The organism is Janthinobacterium violaceinigrum, assembly GCF_009208555.1.
GTDB lineage: Bacteria > Pseudomonadota > Gammaproteobacteria > Burkholderiales > Burkholderiaceae_D > Janthinobacterium > Janthinobacterium violaceinigrum.
The window spans coordinates 61,390-75,841 of sequence record NZ_WFLI01000022.1 but is presented as its reverse complement, the minus strand read 5'-3'; the positions used below and the strand labels follow the sequence as shown (position 1 = coordinate 75,841).

Here is a 14,452-nt window from a genome sequence, read left to right as displayed (position 1 = left end):
GGTGGGTTCACATCCCCCCAGTCAAATGCCGGGGTCAGACCCGGAAGGGTCCGACCCCATGCACAAGTCCTTGATCATGCGGCGCAGCCAGCGGTGCGCATGGTCGTGGTCCAGGCGCGGATGCCAGGCCTGGAACACGTCGACTTTGTCGACGGGGATGGGCAGCTGGAACTGGCGCAGGCGCAAGCCCAGGCGCTCGACGATGGGCAGCAGGGGCGTGGGCATCAGGGGCAGCAGCAGGCGCGAATCGGCGACGGCGAAGATGGCCGACTGAAAATTGGGCGTGATCAGCGAGACCCGGCGCATGTAGCCCCGCTCGGCCAGGACGGTATCGAAGGGGCCGCGCGCCAGGCCGCGCCGCGACACGCTGATATGTTCGTATTCGGTAAAGCTGTCCAGGTTGATGGGGCTGTCGAAGATCGGGTGGTCGCTGCGGGCGATGCCGACAAAGCCGGTGGAAAACAGATGCTGCAGCTTGATGTCGGGCGCAAAGGCGCGCCGCGCGCTGATGTACAGGTCGATGCGGCCGGAGTGCAGGGCGTCGTTTTCCGTGGCGCCGTCGCCTTCGGGCACGAAGCGCAGCACCGTGTTCGGCGCATGGCTGGCCAGCAGGTCGCGCAGCTTGCCGCCATACGCGCCGACAAACACGTCGTTGGCGCACAGGCTGAAAGTGCGCTCCAGGGTGCGCAGGTCGATTTCGCGGCCGGACGTGAAGACGGCGTGCGCCTGCTCCACCACGCCGCGCACCTGCTCGCGCAATTCCAGCGCGCGCGGGGTGGGCGCCAGGCCGCGCCCGGAGCGCACGAAGACGGGGTCGCCGATGGCGTCGCGGATGCGCGCCAGGGTACGGCTCATGGCCGGCGCGCTCAAATTCATGCGCCGCGCGGCAGCCACGGCGCTGCCTTCCTCGAGCAGGATATCGAGGGCAACGAGCAGGTTCAGGTCGGGGAGTTTCATGCGGCGATTATAGCCCGGAGGCTAGCGCCAGCGCTGCGCCGGCAGGACGCCGGCGCAGAGGGGATGCTGCTGCGGGATTACTCGGTTGCCGGCTCGGCGCCGCAGCATTTCTTGAACTTCTTGCCGCTGCCGCAAGGGCAGTCGTCGTTGCGGCCCACTTTCGGCTCTTCGCGCTTCATGGTCTGCACGGGAGCCTTGCGGCGCGGTACCCAGAAACGGTGGATGGCCGGCAGGTTCGCTTCCAGTTCCTGCGCCAGCTTGTGCGCCTTGACCGGGTCTTCCACCAGTTTCAGCTCTTCTTCCTTGATTTCGTCGGCGCCCAGCAGGTAGATCGGCTGCATCAGCTCGGCCACTTCGGAATCCCAGATCTCGTTCCACGAGCCGGGACGCAGTTCCATGCCGTCCCAGAAGCCCCAGCACCAGGCTTCGGCGTCGATCAGGGTCTGGCCTTCGTAGTCGTGTTCGACGAACAGGGCTTCGAATTCCTTCGGCGCCACTTCAAACGTCACCAGCACTTCGTTCATGAAGCGCATGATCAGGTTGACGATGCGCTCTTCTTCCTTGCTGTTCTTGAATTTCGGCGCATCTTCGGCATCTTCGCCCCACACGCGCGGCAACCATTCGGCCGGCATGATCGGTTCCGGGCCGATGGCGACGGCCGTCAGATAGCCGTGCAGCATATCCATGGTCATCGCGTCTTCGGAGCAGCGCTCCGACAACAGGAATTGGTCTAATTCGTCGAATTCTTTTTCTGATAATGGCTGTTCGAGTTGCATGGCTTGCTCTTTGTATTGAATATAAGCCGCCAGTATACGCCTTGCGGCGCTTCATCACCGAAGTGTTTGCACCGGCGGCCTGCGCGCGCCTTACAATGTCGCTTATGCACAATGAAAACCAGCCGCACGCGGACGACCGGCCCGTCCATCCCTTTTCCGCCCTGAGCCCCGATTGCGTGCTCGACGCGCTCGACAGCGTGGGGCTGCGCGGCGATGGCCGTCTGCTGGCGCTCAACAGCTATGAAAACCGCGTCTACCAGGTGGGCATCGAAGACAGCGCGCCCCTGGTGGCCAAGTTCTACCGCCCCGAACGCTGGAGCGACGCCGCCATCCTGGAGGAACACGCGTTCGTGTCCGAACTGGTCGAGCGCGAAATCCAGGTGGTGCCGGCGCTGGAAATCAACGGCAGCACCCTGCACCAGTACCAGGGCTTCCGCTTTGCCGTCTTCCCCCGCCATGGCGGACGGGCGCCCGAACTGGACGACCCGGCCACCCTGGAATGGATAGGGCGCTTCATCGGCCGCATCCACGCCGTCGGCGCGCTGTCCGCGTACAAGGAGCGTCCGGCGCTCGACCACCACACGTTTGGCGTGGAACCGCGCGAATTCTTGCTGGAGGGTAATTTCCTGCCGCCCGAACTGCTGGCCGCCTATTCCAGCGTGGCGCAGCAGGCGCTTGACGGCGTCAAGCGCTGCTATGACCGCGCGGGCGACGTGGCCGTGCTGCGCACGCATGGCGACTGCCATGGCGGCAACGTGCTGTGGACGGACGCGGGTCCCCATTTCGTCGATTTCGACGACAGCCGCATGGGCCCGGCCATCCAGGACCTGTGGATGATGCTGTCGGGCGAGCGCAGCGACCAGGTGCGCCAGATGAGCGACATCCTGGCCGGCTACGAAGACTTTTGCGATTTCGACCCGCGCCAGCTGTACCTGGTCGAAGCGCTGCGCACCCTGCGCCTGATCCATTATTCGGCCTGGCTGGCGCGCCGCTGGGACGACCCTGCCTTCCCCGTCGCCTTCCCGTGGTTTAACACGCAGCGCTACTGGCAGGACCGCATCCTGGAATTGCGCGAGCAGGTGGCCTTGATGGATGAAGCGCCATTGTGGCCTGTTTAAGCGCGCGATAAAACGCCCATGGCGGCGTTGCATTGCCTAGGCGTACTATTCGTACTGCCTTCGGCAATGCGCCTTGCCCTGAGCATTTTCTCGGACGCTTAACTCTCTTGCAAATCCTGAAAAGAGCGGTAAAAGCGGCTCTTCTTACCGCGCTGATTTGTGCATGCCTGCTCGATAATGGTGTTAATAAATTCCCATAAGCAACGGAATTCACCCGAATAAGCGAGAAATCATGCAAGCACAGCAAAATCAGCGCCAGGCCGCCTCCCTCACCGTCGCCTATTCGGCCGACGACGAGTTCGACCAGGACAGCATCGTCTCGCTGCATGATTTCAAGGACCTGGAGCGCAAGGCCGAAGCGCCCGCGCCTGCTGCCGCCGAGCTCCCTGCGCCCCAGCCGCAAGCGGAACCGGCAGTCGAAGCCGACGCCAGGGCACCGGCCGCGGAACGCCAGAAAATGGAATTGAAAGCCATCCACGAGGCGATTGCCCGCGTGGAAGCGGAAGCGAAGGCCACGTGTGCCGCCGAAAGCCGCGCGCTGGCCGAGGCGCGCGTGCGCTCGCTGGCCGAGGACCGCGCCGCCATCGACGCGGCCGCCGCCGCCGCCGCGCAGCAAAATGCGCAGGCGGCCGAAGAAGCGATTGCCGCCAACCGCGAACGTCTCGATACCATGCGCGCCGCCGCGCAAGCCAGCGTGGCCCGCCTGGAAGCGGTCAAGCAGGAAACGGCCGAACTGCGCGCCCGCGTGGAATCGGACAATGAAATCCGCCTGGCCGCCGAACAGCGCGCGCGCGCCGAACAGGAAAGCCGCTTGCGCGCCAGCGAGCAGGTGGCCGTGCAGTCGGAACTGGCCGAGCAGGCCGCCCGCGCCGCCGAAGAATTGCAGGTGCAGACGGAGCAGGCGCGCCTGCAGGCCGTCGAGCGCGTCGCCGCCGTGCAGGCGGCCAAGGAAGAAATGGTGGGTATCGCCTCGGCCGACGCCAGAGTCGCCGTGCTGGCCCGCGAGCGCGAGCGCCATGCGCACGGCGCGCGCCAGACGGCGCAGATGCTGGCCGAAGCGGAAAGCGAAGCGCTCGATCTGACGGTGCAGCGCGAGCGCGCCGACCAGATCGCGCTGGAATCGGCCTTCAACCGCGCCGCCGCCGAAGTGCGCGCCCTGGAAGAAGCGCGCGCGCTGGCGCACCTGGAACAGGAACGCGAAGCCATCGCCCTGGCGCAGGCGGAATCGGAACGCCACGCGGCGCAGTCGCTGCGTCTGCGCCTGCAGACGGAAAAGGAATTGCGCGACGCGGCCATCCACCGCGAGCGCCTGGAAATGGTCGCCGTGGCCAGCGCGCAAGCGCGCCGCGATGCCGATGTGCGCATCCTGGCCGCCACCGAGGCGCGCATCGAGGTGGACCGCCAGCTGCGCGCCGTGGCGCTGGCCCGCGTGACGGCCGAACAGGATGCGGAAATCGCCGGCCACGCCAAGCTGGAAGCGGAAACGGCGGCACTGGAACAGACGAAGGCCCGCGAAGCGGCCGAGCAGGCAGCCGCCGTGGCGGCAGCGCGCGAACTGGAAGAGCAGCAGCGCGCCGCCAGCCTGGCACAGGAGCGCGCGGAACTGGCGCGCCAGGCGGCCGAGCTGGCCGCCGGCCAGAACGTGGCCGAGCAGGCCGAAGTCGATGCCGGCGCGGCTGCATTGGCTGCGCAGGAACAGGCAGCGCAGCTGGCGCAGGAAAAAGCCGTGCAGGCGGAGCAGGTACTGCAGGCGGAGCAGGAGCGCGTGGCTGCCGAACAGGCTGCCATCGCCGCCCTGAAAGAAAAACTGGCAGCAGAAGCGCTGGCGTTCAACGCGGCGCAGGAACGCATCGCGGCCGAAGGCGCGCAAGCGGAACTGCTGCGCGGCCAGCACGCGGCCGAACAGGCCCTGCGGGAAGCGGCGGAAAAGGAAGCCGATGCCATCCGTATCTTGATGGACCAGGCGCTGGTCGAAGGCGAGCAGAAAGTGGCCGCTGCGCAAGCCGTGCAGGCGCAGGCGCGCCTGGCCGTGGAACTGGGGCAGGTGCACAGCGAGCGCGCCCGCGTGGAAGAAGACAAGGCGCAAGCCGCCGAAGCGCTGCTGGCGTCCGAGCGCGATTTTGTCGCCGCCGAGCGCGAGTCGCTGGCCCTGATCGCGCAAAAACTGGTGCAGCAGCGCCAGACCAGCAGTGCCGAAGAGCGCGCCTCGCAAGCGATTGCCGGCCGCCTGGAAGCGGAAAAGCAGGCGACGGCGGCAGCCGAAGCGCGCGCCGCCCTGGAACAGCAGGCGCTCGAGGCCATGCGCCAGCGCGAACAGCTGGAACTGGCCGCGCAGCAGGCCGCCAGCGAGAAGCTCGCCGCGCAACAGGCCTTGCTGGCGAATGCCCAGGCCCACGCGGCCCTGCAGCGCAAGGCTGCCGAGACCACGCGCGCGATGGCGGCGGCCAAGCAGCAGTTGCTGGAACTGGAGATGGAGCGCGCGCAGCAGCAGGAGCGCGAACTGGCCGCCCTGCGCGCCAGCCTGGAGCAGCCGCAAACGGTGTTTTCCAGCTCCTTGAACGCCGCCCGCGCGAAAGCCGAACAAGTCAGCTCGGCCAGCCTGACGCGCGAAGTGATCGAGCGCTTGACGCAGCCGAATGAATCAGCCGGTGCCGTTTGGCGTTCGCGTTGAAGGCCTGAAAACCCGATAACACCCGGGGTCGGACCTTAAGATCCGACCCCTGTCCCAGGTTTGGGTAGCGTCTGTATTTTCATCAAAACTTGCGTCCCACCCCCAGCAAAATCACGTCCGCATCGCGGTGATAATCGGTCACGACCCGGTTCCACGCCACTTGCGCCACCCAGCGGCGGTCGACGTGGTAGCGGGCGACGGCCGACAGCAAGCCTGTCAGGCGCGTGCTGTGGCCCTGCGTGTCGCGCCCATCCCATGCCAGGTAGGGGCCGCCGCCCATGCCGAATTCCACCTTTTCATTGAGCGAGCGGACCAGCCATAGCTGGGCGGCCACGCCGCGCCGGTGCGCCAGGTCGGTATTGCCTTCATCGAGGGCGGTGACCGTCCAGTCCACGTATTTTCCCGCCGCGCGCCGGTATTCCAGCGTGAACGGACGCGCGCTTTCGGAACGCAAGCTGTTGACGATGGTGTGGCCCGTCGACAAGGTCAAGGTGTCGTCGTGCGCCCAGTTCTGCAAGTGCAGCTTGGCGCCCGGCACGCCGTCGTAGCGGTAGCCGGCGCCGATCAGCAGGTGCGTGGTGTTGTCCTTGCCATCGGGCTTGATGCGGTTGAGCTGCGCTTGCGCATACCAGCGGCTGGCGAACTGCCAGCGCGCCTGCAGGCTGACGATGGAGCCCCAGCCGTGATCATTGTCGAAGTTATGCAGGCCGTCGTCGGTCCTGGCCGTGTCGAAGAAGAAGTAGCGGCCCGCGCCGGCGCCCAGCATCAGGCCTTGCTCCACTTTTTTCGTGCGCAGCCAGAACTGGCCCGCCATGCCGTCGCGGTGATGGTCTTCCGGATGGCCTTCGTTGATGTAGGACAGGCTGGCGGCAGTGTAGTCGCCCACGGGCTGCGTGTAGCTGACGGCGGCGACAAAGGTGTGCTCATTGGTCGAGCTCACTTTCAGGGCGCCGGCCATGCCGGACAAGTCCTGCGCCTGGGAGGACAGGGGAAGCGAGGCGGCCAGCAGGGCCAGGGCGGAAAGGCGTATGCGCATGGAGTGTCCGGTAATGGGATGCACCTTGAAGGCTGGCTGGACGGCATGCGATCGTGCAAGTATCTTCCGCATTTACTACATTAGTAGAATGTTCCAGTCAGAACTAAATGCGTTAGTGTATAAGAAAGTGAGAATGTGTGAGGCGCGCCAGGCGCCGCTGCATTTCTTGCTGGAACTGGAACTGGATCGGTGGCGGGAGGGGAGGGCGCCGGCGCGAGAATGGCCGGCGCGAAACTGCTGGACTTGCGGTGTTGCGGCTTCTATTACTGGCTCAGCACGACTTTGTCGGCAAAGTATTCCGTCTCGCCGAAGCATTGCGTGGGCACGCCCTTGTGCTGGCTGTAGGTGACGAGGATGCGCTTGCCGGCAGCGGCCGACAATTGCTTTGCCACTTCTTCATCGCGCACGCTGAACTGGAATTTTTCCGGGATGGTGCCCGGCAATGCCGTCAGCAGCAGCTCGCCCTCCCATGTCTTGCAGATCCAGCCCCGCTTGGAGAACTTCTGCAGGTAGCCCGCCCGTTCGCCTTCCGAGTACGAGAAGCTGAGGGCCATCCACGTGTAGGCGGCCAGCAGCAGGAAGCCGGCCACGAGGAAGATGACGAAGGCGAAGGTGACTTTTTTGGTCGTAGGGGTCATGGTAGGGTTGTCTAGGTAAAAGGATCAGTCCTTGCGGCCGGCTTTCCAGTTCAGGCCAAAGCTGTAGCGCTCGTCCATGGCCTGGTGCGCCGTGATTTTACCTTGGCCGCCGAAGTATTCCACCAATTTTGTCACTTGCAGGTTGCCGCCGTGGTTTTCCAGCATGGCGATCGCGCACATGGCGTGCTGGCTGTCGCTGTCGAGGCGCACTTCCACGGTCGGCTGGCCGGGAATCTCGATCGTCACGACGCCATCCGTGGCGGCCCAGTTCGGCACGCCTTCGTAGATGAAGGCGTACACGAGCACGCGCTTGATCTGGTCGAAATGGGTGCCGTTGATGAAGATGTTTTCGCCGCTGCTGACGCTGCCCGTGCGGTCGTCGCCTTCCAGGTGGATGTACGGCGGACGGTCGTAGGCGCCCCAGCTGTTGCCCAGCGCCTGCACGGCGCTCTTGGCGCCGTTGCTCATCTCGAACAGGCAGCCGATGTCGAGGTCGATGCCGCCCGCGCGGCCGGCCGGCTTGTTGAACAGCTTGCCGAGGAAGCCCGTGTCCAGTTTCGAGGCGGGCGCCTGGCCTTGCGATGCGTTCTGGTTCCAGTTCAGGTTGACGCGGATGCGGCCATAGCCGCCGCTGTCGCGCTTGTCGAGCGAGATCTTGTCGCCGCGCTTTTCCAGGCGGATCTTTGACAGCGAGATCTTGTTCGCCGGCGGCGGCGCCGCCGGCGTGGAGACGGGTACCGGCGCTGGCGCCGGGGACGATGCTCCCGCTTCGCTGCCGCCGAAATGCTTGAGCAGCGCGGCCAGGCCGCCCGCGAAACCCTGGCCCACGGCGCCGAAGCGCCAGTTGCCGTCGCGGCGATACAGTTCGCCGATGATGACGGCTTTCTCATCCTGGAAGTCGGTGCCCGTGAAGGCGAACGTGGCCGCCTGGCCCAGCGCCATGCTGGAGTTGCCCAGCGCGCGCATGCTGCCCTGTTCCGTCGCCGCCGTAAACACCAGCTTGTCGATGGAGGCGGGCAGGCGGGAAAGGTCCACCTGGAATACGGAGCGCGAGCCGTTCAGCTCCACCGTGACGGCGTTGTCCGGCGCGCTTTTCTGGTTGTAGAACACCATGTAACGGTCGTCCGACAGCTTGCCGGCCGCATCGACGCCGAAGCAGCTGACGTCCACTTCCATCGAGCCGGAAACGATATCGAGCGTGACGGCAAACGGACCGTTCAAGCCCAGGTCCGCCAGTTTGCCTTTTTGTCCGCGTGTGAAATTGGTCATGGTCGTGCAATCCCTTCGTCGCTTGAGAGGTGAGTCAATGAGGTTGTCGGCAAGTGCGCCGGTGCTGCGTCGGCCGCATGGCGGATGCCGAACAGGCGCGCCTGTTCGATGATGCGCAGCGCCCAGCTGCTGTGCGTGGCCACTTCGCACATCGATTCCTGCATGCGGAACACGGCCGGGCTGTCCGGGTCGATGATGCGCAGCGCCAGTTCGATGTCCGATTGCGCCACCTGATAGTGGCGCTCGATCTGCGGCACCTGGTCCGGGTGGATGGCCGTCTTGGCGATCATGCCGTGCGCCATGTCCTGCGCCACTTCCGCATCGAGCCAGCTGCCCTGCGACAGGTGCTCGAAGACGGGCGCCGTCAGCTGGAAGCCGTGCGGCTTGAAGATGGTGACGAGGCGGCCGATGACCTGGCCCAGCGGCGTCGAATAGATGGTGCCGCTGGTGGGACGGCGCAGGCCCAGCAGGGCCAGCAAATCGTTGCCGCCGATGCGCAGGGCCAGGATGCGGCGCCGCACTTCCGGTGCCGACAGGACGAGGCGGAACTGCTTCATCTCGTCGTCGTCGAATACTTCCGCCGTTTCCAGCGTCGGCATCAGCAAGTGATGCGTGTGGCGCACCAGGTCGAAATACGCGGCGAAGTTATGGCGCGTGGATTTCGGCAGCACGAAGCCGCTCAATTTGTCGGCGCCGGGCATGCCCAGCACGCGCGCCAGCACGTCGAGATTACGCACGCGCACGAAGCGCAGGGTGTCCGATGCGGCGCCCATGTTTTGCAGCGCCAGCGACAGGTTGAACAGCGCGTAGCTGAGGTCGCGTTCGGCGATGGCGTCTTCGGTGCACAGGATCACGGAACGCAAATGGCTGAATTTGTCGCCGTTGGCAATCGCCAGCAAGTCCTTGTGCGTGGTCGGTACATACATGGAGGCGCCCAGCGCCGCCTTGTGTTCGCTTTGCGGATGTAGGGAGTTGTTATCCATCGACTGCGCTCCTGATGAGGGCGACCGCCTGGTAGGGCAGCGCCGGTTCTACTGTGACGGGTATGGCTTTTTCCTGCGCCAGAAGCAGCAAATGTGCCACGTCCGGGGCATTCGTGTCGCGCACGATCAGGCGTTCGGGCACGCGGCGCAGCAGCACGCGCGTCGCCTCACCGATGCCTGGCTTGATCAGGTTGATGTCGCTGATGCCGTACTGCTGCTGCGCTGCGGCCATGTAGGCTTGCGAGCGGGCCGCCATGGCGGGCGCATCGCTCGCCTCGGCCAGCGGGATGCCGCTGCTGGCGGCAATGGCCATGGCATCGGCCACCAGGCCGTCGGCAAAGGCGCGCGACTGGTCGTGCGCTTCGAACTGCGCGTAGTACACGCAGCCGTGGAAGTCGCCGGGGCCGATGGCTTCATTCAACACCGAGCGGCTGACGAGGCCCGAGACGGTTGCATTCAGGATGCTCGACGGGATCAGGTAGTCGCCGGACGACGCGGCGCAGGCGGCCGTGCCGGCCAGGTCGGACAGCACGAACAGGCCGCCGTCGATGGCCGTGCCCTGCGCCGCGTTGAAATCGTTCACCGTCTGGCGCAGCTCGCGCGAAATCACGCCCTTGCCCGTCCAGCCGTCGACGAAGACGATGGATTCAGCGCCATGGCCGTGCGCCAGGATGTGCTGCAGCGCATTGGCGTCGATGCCGCGGTCGCGGATGATGGAGACGGAATAGTGCTGGCACTCGCGCTGGAACACCTGGCGCAGCAAGTGACCGAGGATGACGCCCACGGGCGTGCCCGCGCGCGCCAGCGACACCAGGGTGATGGGTCCCGTGCGGCGTGCGGCGATCAGGGCCGCCAGGCGCAGGCAGTCGCGCGCCATCTGCAGGCGGTTGGCCACGAACGCGCTCTGGAACAGGGCCAGGTAGGCGGGCGAGGGCAAGGACTCGGGCGACAGCATTTCGCTGTAGTGGCGCTGGCCCGACTGGATCAGACGCTCTTTTTCGGCCAGGTCGAGGATGGGTTCGAGCGCCATCGGCGTGAGCAGAAAATGGACGTCTTCCTGCCGGTAGCTGCCGCTGAAATGCTGCGTGGCTTCGCTCATAGCGCCGCCACCGTGAGTGCCGCCAGCTGGGTGCCATTGGGGATGATGGCGTAGTCGCAGGCGGCCATGAAGCGGGCGTCCGAACGGCTGTCGCCCATGCCGAAGCTGACGATGGGGCCGTGTTCGGCTTCCAGTTCCGCGCGTAGGTAGGCCACGGCGCGCGCCTTGTTCAGAGTCTTCGGCAGCACTGCCAGGTTGTTGCCGTTGCGGTGGATGAAGTAGTCGCTGCCCTCCGTGGCGATCCACTGCGCCAGCACCTGCTCTTCGATGTCGGCCAGGCGTTCGCCGCGCGCTTCATGGTCCTTGACGACGATGTAGAACGGCGTGTTGTAGTCCTCGATCAGGCGTGCGCGCGAAGGCATGCCCGCCTTGGACTGGAAATCGTCGATGATGCGCATGGCGTCCTGCAGGCCGGGCAAGGCCGTCTGCATGTCGTCCTGCATCAGCGCCAGCCAGCCCGCGTCGAGCGCGCCGCCCGGCTGCAGCACGATGCCGCCGTAATCGAGCACGCTGTAGCTGGTAAACGGCAGGTCGACGCGGCGGAAGGCGTCGCCATTCCGGGCCGTGGCGGGAATCAGGGTCATGCCGCTTTGCGCGAATTCAAAGAAGGCGCGCTGGCGCGCCGTCGTAAACGAGCAGGCGTCGCCATTCTTCAGGTACGCGGCCGGCTGCAGCTCGGTCTCGCCCGGGCATTTTTTCGGGGTCTGGAACAGTGTGTCGTCCAGGTCAACAAACAGGAATTTCTTCAATTTTGGTCTCTGACTGAAAGTGGAACAGGCGGCCATTCAACTGGCCGGCGAGTTGCATGAGGGCGGGGCTGGCCGGGGTTTCATGGCAGATGAAAACGTGCTGGTATTGGCCAGGCGCCACGTTGTACAGGTAGTTGGCGATGCCTTCGCCGTAATTGTCGTCGCAGCTGACGATATGGCCGACGGAGCCCCATGACAGGATGGGCGAGCGCGTGGTCGACTGCACCACCACGTTCTTGCCCAGCGCTTCCAGCTCGCGCGCCAGCAGGAACGACGGGTGCATGAATTCCCCCGTGCCCAGCACCAGCACGGAGTCGCCGGCGCCGATTTCCTGCGCCAGCTGCACGGCCAGGCCTTGCGGCGGCGCCAGGGCGCGTCCCACGCCGATGCGCCCGAAGGCGGGGCTGGCGCCCCGTTCCTCGTTCGCCTCGAAGCGCTGCGCGCTGGCCGCCACGGGTGCCGGCGCATCGCCGGCCTGGAAGGCGTAGTGGCCGGACAAGGCCGCGCCTATGCTGGTGGGCAGGCCGAAACGCTCGCTCAAGCCCGCGTTGGCTGCCTGGCCCATGAAATTGGTGATCACGCCCAGGTGCAGCTTTTCCAGCTGCGGATAGCGCGCGCGGCACACTTGCACCAGGTTGGCGAAGGTGTTGCCGGTGGACGCTTCATCGTCGATCAGCACCAGGCTGCGGGCCGTGGAAAACAGGGCGCTGGCCGCGTCCGACAAATGCAGGAACTGGCGCGGCGCGTGGCTGTGCGACTCTTCGAATTCGAAGAAGGACACCGTGCCCACGCGGTAGCGCGAGCTGTGCAAAAACAGGGCCTTGCCGTTCGGGTTGGCGCGCAGCCACGCCTCGAACACGCCCTGGCCCAGGCCCACGGCCGTTTCCGCCATGGCGATGAAGACGACGGGGCCGGGCAGGCTGGGAGGAATCTGCGCGGCCAGGTCGTCGTGGATGGCTTCCATGGCGCGCGGCGTGACGGGCCAGTGCTTGCCCAGCACCTTGGACAGGAACAAAAAGCCCCGCTTGGCGTTGGCGCGCGCGGCAAAGCCGATCAGCCAGTCCAGCGGAAAGCGCGCCTCGTCCACCTTCAGGGTCAGTTCGCCCGTGGGCATCTGTTTCTTGACGAGGTTCATGGCAGCTCCACGGCGTACGCGGATTCGCCCACGCGCATGCCTTCGCGGATGGCGGGCACGGTGAGCTTGTCGTAGCCCTGGTCGAAACCGGCCAGCGCCAGATAGGGCAGGTTCGGGCCTGCCGCGCAGGCCATGCCGATGCCGCCCGACATGCGCGGGTTGATTTCCAGCAGGGCCAGGCCGTTCACGCCTTCGCGGAACTGGATGTTGAACACGCCGTTCAGGCGGTAGTCGCGCGCCAGTTTGTCGCAGGCGGCCAGCAAGTCCGCGCGCAGCTCGATCAGCTGGCCGCTGCCGCCCCCGTGCAGCTTCTTGCGCGGCACGGCGCAGATGAGCTTGCCCTGGTCGGCGACGCAGTCGGCGCTGTATTCGTGGCCATCGAGGTATTCCATCAGCAGCAGGGTCTTGAACGATGCCATCTGCGCCAGGCCGCTGCGCAGCTCCTGCGCATTGATCTGGTAGGCGGCGCCGGCCAGCAGCAGTTGGGCGCTGGTGCGCTCTTCATCGAGCACGGCAAAGCCCAGGCCATATACGGATTCCGATGGCTTGATGCACAGCTTGCGGTGCAGGGGGCGCAGCTCGGCGTAGGCGGCGTCGTAGTCGGCGATGGTGGTGACGGCGCGGTAGTCGGCCGGACGCGCCATGGGCAGGTCGAGGCCGTCGCAGAAGCGCGCCTTGTCGTGCATCAGGGCCAGCGTCTCTTCGCTGGCCACGCTGAGCACGCGCGTGCCGATGGCGGCGAAACGCGCGCTGGCGCTGCCGATCAGGCCGGCTTCCTTGCCGGGCCAGAAAATCGTGATGTGGCGGTCGCGGCAAAATTCCAGGCACCACTCCACATAATTGAGGCCGGTCAATCCCGACGGTTCGACCGCGTATTCGTGGGCCGACAGGAACGCCGCCGCATGCGCATTCGTATTGCTGCACACGATGTGGTAGCGGGGCTGGCCGCCCGTGGCGGCACTATCGGCCTCGCGGATCAGGCGCATGGCCGTGCCGACCGAGGAAAATGTTTTGTTGAACCAGACTCTTTGCATGTACGGGGACCGGGTAAAGAAAGGGAAAGCCGCGCGCAGGTGCGCGCGCGGGGATTCTAGCGAGCCAGACTTAACCTGGCCTTAGAATTTTTTTGAACTACAACGTTGAGCAACAAACTAACAGCGCCTGACAAAACCGTAGCGAGCGGAAGGAAGAGGTGGCCGAGAAGCGCAACCGTACTAAAGTACGGTGAGCATCGCAGGCCGCCTATGCCGACGCGTAGTAGGTTTGGTCAGGTGCCTCTAGCTAGCTTTGCCGGAGGCTGTCCATTTGAGGAACGCGTCGCGGTTGCGCGAGCAGATGAACACCTTGCCCGAGCCGGAAAAGCGCAGCACGATGCCTTCGCCGCTGGTCACGCTGTTGACGATATTGCCGAGGAAGCCGCCGATGCCGCCGCCGCCCGAACCGCCGCCCGTGGTGACGGAAATTTCGTATTTCAGGCTATTGTCCCAGCAGACCACGTGGGAATTGTCGATCACGACATCCTTGCCCGGCTCGACGTCGAGCTGGAACATGGAGCCGAAGCCCGACACCACCACTTGCCCCGTGCCCGCCGTTTCCATGACGAAGAAGCCGCCCGATTGCGCGAACAATGCGTTGCCGATGCTTTGCGTGCGCACTTTCATTTCCGTGCCCGAGGTGGCGGCGACAAAGGCGCCGTCGTTGAGCAGGTACTGGCGCGCGCCCACGTCGACCACTTCGATGGCGCCCGGCAGGGTGGGCGAGAGCAGGCAGTCGCCGCTGCCGCGCACCGCTTCGATGTGCTGCTGGAAGAACGATTCGCCGTTGGCGAAGCGGCGCATGATGGCGCTGCCCAGGCCGCCCGTCATCTTGCCCTTCAAGTCCAGCGCCGTTTCCATCATCACCATCGCATCGGATTCGCAATAGATGGTTTCGCCCTGTTTCATGCTGACGTGGAGGAAAGGATCGACGTCGCCCGTGACACTAAATACTGGCATGATAAATCTCCAAAAAAAAGCCGCCTG

General features: G+C 65.4%; 13 protein-coding genes. 2 read left to right on the top strand and 11 right to left on the bottom strand.

Going from position 1 to position 14,452, the window contains the following annotated elements:
• Positions 1 to 21: 21 nt before the first annotated feature.
• Together GCN75_RS18410 and GCN75_RS18405 are read right to left on the bottom strand one after the other, a co-directional pair.
• Entirely contained in the window at positions 22 to 957 is a 936-nt protein-coding gene (locus GCN75_RS18410) for a LysR family transcriptional regulator (RefSeq protein ID WP_152283732.1), read from the bottom strand.
• Positions 958 to 1,034: 77 nt separating this feature from the next.
• The gene (locus tag GCN75_RS18405; protein ID WP_152283731.1) at positions 1,035 to 1,733 is read right to left on the bottom strand and encodes a UPF0149 family protein; all 699 of its coding nucleotides are present in this window, start codon (positions 1,731 to 1,733) and stop codon (positions 1,035 to 1,037) included.
• A gap of 104 nt (positions 1,734 to 1,837) precedes the next feature.
• Here GCN75_RS18405 and GCN75_RS18400 point away from each other — a divergent pair, with 104 nt between their 5' ends.
• Both GCN75_RS18400 and GCN75_RS18395 read left to right on the top strand, forming a co-directional pair.
• Complete coding sequence (locus GCN75_RS18400) at positions 1,838 to 2,851, top strand: serine/threonine protein kinase (protein WP_152283730.1); 1,014 nt, start codon at positions 1,838 to 1,840, stop codon at positions 2,849 to 2,851.
• A 232-nt stretch (positions 2,852 to 3,083) separates the two neighbouring features.
• The gene (locus GCN75_RS18395) at positions 3,084 to 5,522 is read left to right on the top strand and encodes a coiled-coil domain-containing protein (RefSeq protein WP_152283729.1); all 2,439 of its coding nucleotides are present in this window, start codon (positions 3,084 to 3,086) and stop codon (positions 5,520 to 5,522) included.
• An 82-nt stretch (positions 5,523 to 5,604) separates the two neighbouring features.
• On the opposite strand, the gene GCN75_RS18390 is transcribed toward GCN75_RS18395, so the two are convergent.
• From GCN75_RS18390 to GCN75_RS18350, 9 genes are all read right to left on the bottom strand, one after another.
• Positions 5,605 to 6,558, bottom strand: a complete 954-nt coding sequence (locus GCN75_RS18390) for a hypothetical protein (RefSeq protein ID WP_152283728.1) — start codon at positions 6,556 to 6,558, stop codon at positions 5,605 to 5,607.
• A gap of 263 nt (positions 6,559 to 6,821) precedes the next feature.
• Complete coding sequence (locus GCN75_RS18385) at positions 6,822 to 7,196, bottom strand: hypothetical protein (protein ID WP_096234439.1); 375 nt, start codon at positions 7,194 to 7,196, stop codon at positions 6,822 to 6,824.
• Positions 7,197 to 7,220: 24 nt separating this feature from the next.
• On the bottom strand, positions 7,221 to 8,465 hold the full coding sequence (locus GCN75_RS18380) for a TerD family protein (RefSeq protein ID WP_152283727.1): 1,245 nt from the start codon (positions 8,463 to 8,465) through the stop codon (positions 7,221 to 7,223).
• Positions 8,462 to 9,448 (bottom strand): HpcH/HpaI aldolase/citrate lyase family protein, encoded by a 987-nt coding sequence (locus GCN75_RS18375; protein ID WP_152283726.1) that lies wholly within the window; start codon positions 9,446 to 9,448, stop codon positions 8,462 to 8,464. The genes GCN75_RS18380 and GCN75_RS18375 overlap by 4 nt, the downstream gene beginning before the upstream one ends.
• Entirely contained in the window at positions 9,441 to 10,547 is a 1,107-nt protein-coding gene (locus GCN75_RS18370; protein ID WP_152283725.1) for a cysteine protease StiP family protein, read from the bottom strand. The genes GCN75_RS18375 and GCN75_RS18370 overlap by 8 nt, the downstream gene beginning before the upstream one ends.
• Positions 10,544 to 11,296: an HAD family hydrolase gene (locus GCN75_RS18365; protein WP_152283724.1), complete on the bottom strand. Its 753-nt coding sequence runs from the start codon at positions 11,294 to 11,296 to the stop codon at positions 10,544 to 10,546. Before GCN75_RS18365 ends, GCN75_RS18370 begins: the two co-directional genes overlap by 4 nt.
• Positions 11,274 to 12,431, bottom strand: coding sequence for a phosphoribosyltransferase domain-containing protein (locus GCN75_RS18360; protein WP_152283723.1), 1,158 nt, complete (start codon positions 12,429 to 12,431; stop codon positions 11,274 to 11,276). Before GCN75_RS18360 ends, GCN75_RS18365 begins: the two co-directional genes overlap by 23 nt.
• Entirely contained in the window at positions 12,428 to 13,465 is a 1,038-nt protein-coding gene (locus GCN75_RS18355; RefSeq protein WP_152283722.1) for an ATP-grasp domain-containing protein, read from the bottom strand. Before GCN75_RS18355 ends, GCN75_RS18360 begins: the two co-directional genes overlap by 4 nt.
• Before the next feature lie 243 nt (positions 13,466 to 13,708).
• Positions 13,709 to 14,425, bottom strand: coding sequence for a TIGR00266 family protein (locus tag GCN75_RS18350; protein WP_152283721.1), 717 nt, complete (start codon positions 14,423 to 14,425; stop codon positions 13,709 to 13,711).
• Between the last annotated feature and the right edge of the window lie 27 nt (positions 14,426 to 14,452).

What these genes read in the sequence shown, in the direction of transcription:
- GCN75_RS18360 (WP_152283723.1), bottom strand. Translation starts at nt 12,431, where the DNA reads ATGAACCTCGTCAAGAAACAGATGCCCACGGGCGAACTGACCCTGAAG.
- GCN75_RS18405 (WP_152283731.1), bottom strand. Translation starts at nt 1,733, where the DNA reads ATGCAACTCGAACAGCCATTATCAGAAAAAGAATTCGACGAATTAGAC.
- GCN75_RS18355 (WP_152283722.1), bottom strand. Translation starts at nt 13,465, where the DNA reads ATGCAAAGAGTCTGGTTCAACAAAACATTTTCCTCGGTCGGCACGGCC.
- GCN75_RS18395 (WP_152283729.1), top strand. Translation starts at nt 3,084, where the DNA reads ATGCAAGCACAGCAAAATCAGCGCCAGGCCGCCTCCCTCACCGTCGCC.
- GCN75_RS18400 (WP_152283730.1), top strand. Translation starts at nt 1,838, where the DNA reads ATGCACAATGAAAACCAGCCGCACGCGGACGACCGGCCCGTCCATCCC.
- GCN75_RS18390 (WP_152283728.1), bottom strand. Translation starts at nt 6,558, where the DNA reads ATGCGCATACGCCTTTCCGCCCTGGCCCTGCTGGCCGCCTCGCTTCCC.
- GCN75_RS18385 (WP_096234439.1), bottom strand. Translation starts at nt 7,196, where the DNA reads ATGACCCCTACGACCAAAAAAGTCACCTTCGCCTTCGTCATCTTCCTC.
- GCN75_RS18375 (WP_152283726.1), bottom strand. Translation starts at nt 9,448, where the DNA reads ATGGATAACAACTCCCTACATCCGCAAAGCGAACACAAGGCGGCGCTG.
- GCN75_RS18410 (WP_152283732.1), bottom strand. Translation starts at nt 957, where the DNA reads ATGAAACTCCCCGACCTGAACCTGCTCGTTGCCCTCGATATCCTGCTC.
- GCN75_RS18380 (WP_152283727.1), bottom strand. Translation starts at nt 8,465, where the DNA reads ATGACCAATTTCACACGCGGACAAAAAGGCAAACTGGCGGACCTGGGC.
- GCN75_RS18370 (WP_152283725.1), bottom strand. Translation starts at nt 10,547, where the DNA reads ATGAGCGAAGCCACGCAGCATTTCAGCGGCAGCTACCGGCAGGAAGAC.
- GCN75_RS18350 (WP_152283721.1), bottom strand. Translation starts at nt 14,425, where the DNA reads ATGCCAGTATTTAGTGTCACGGGCGACGTCGATCCTTTCCTCCACGTC.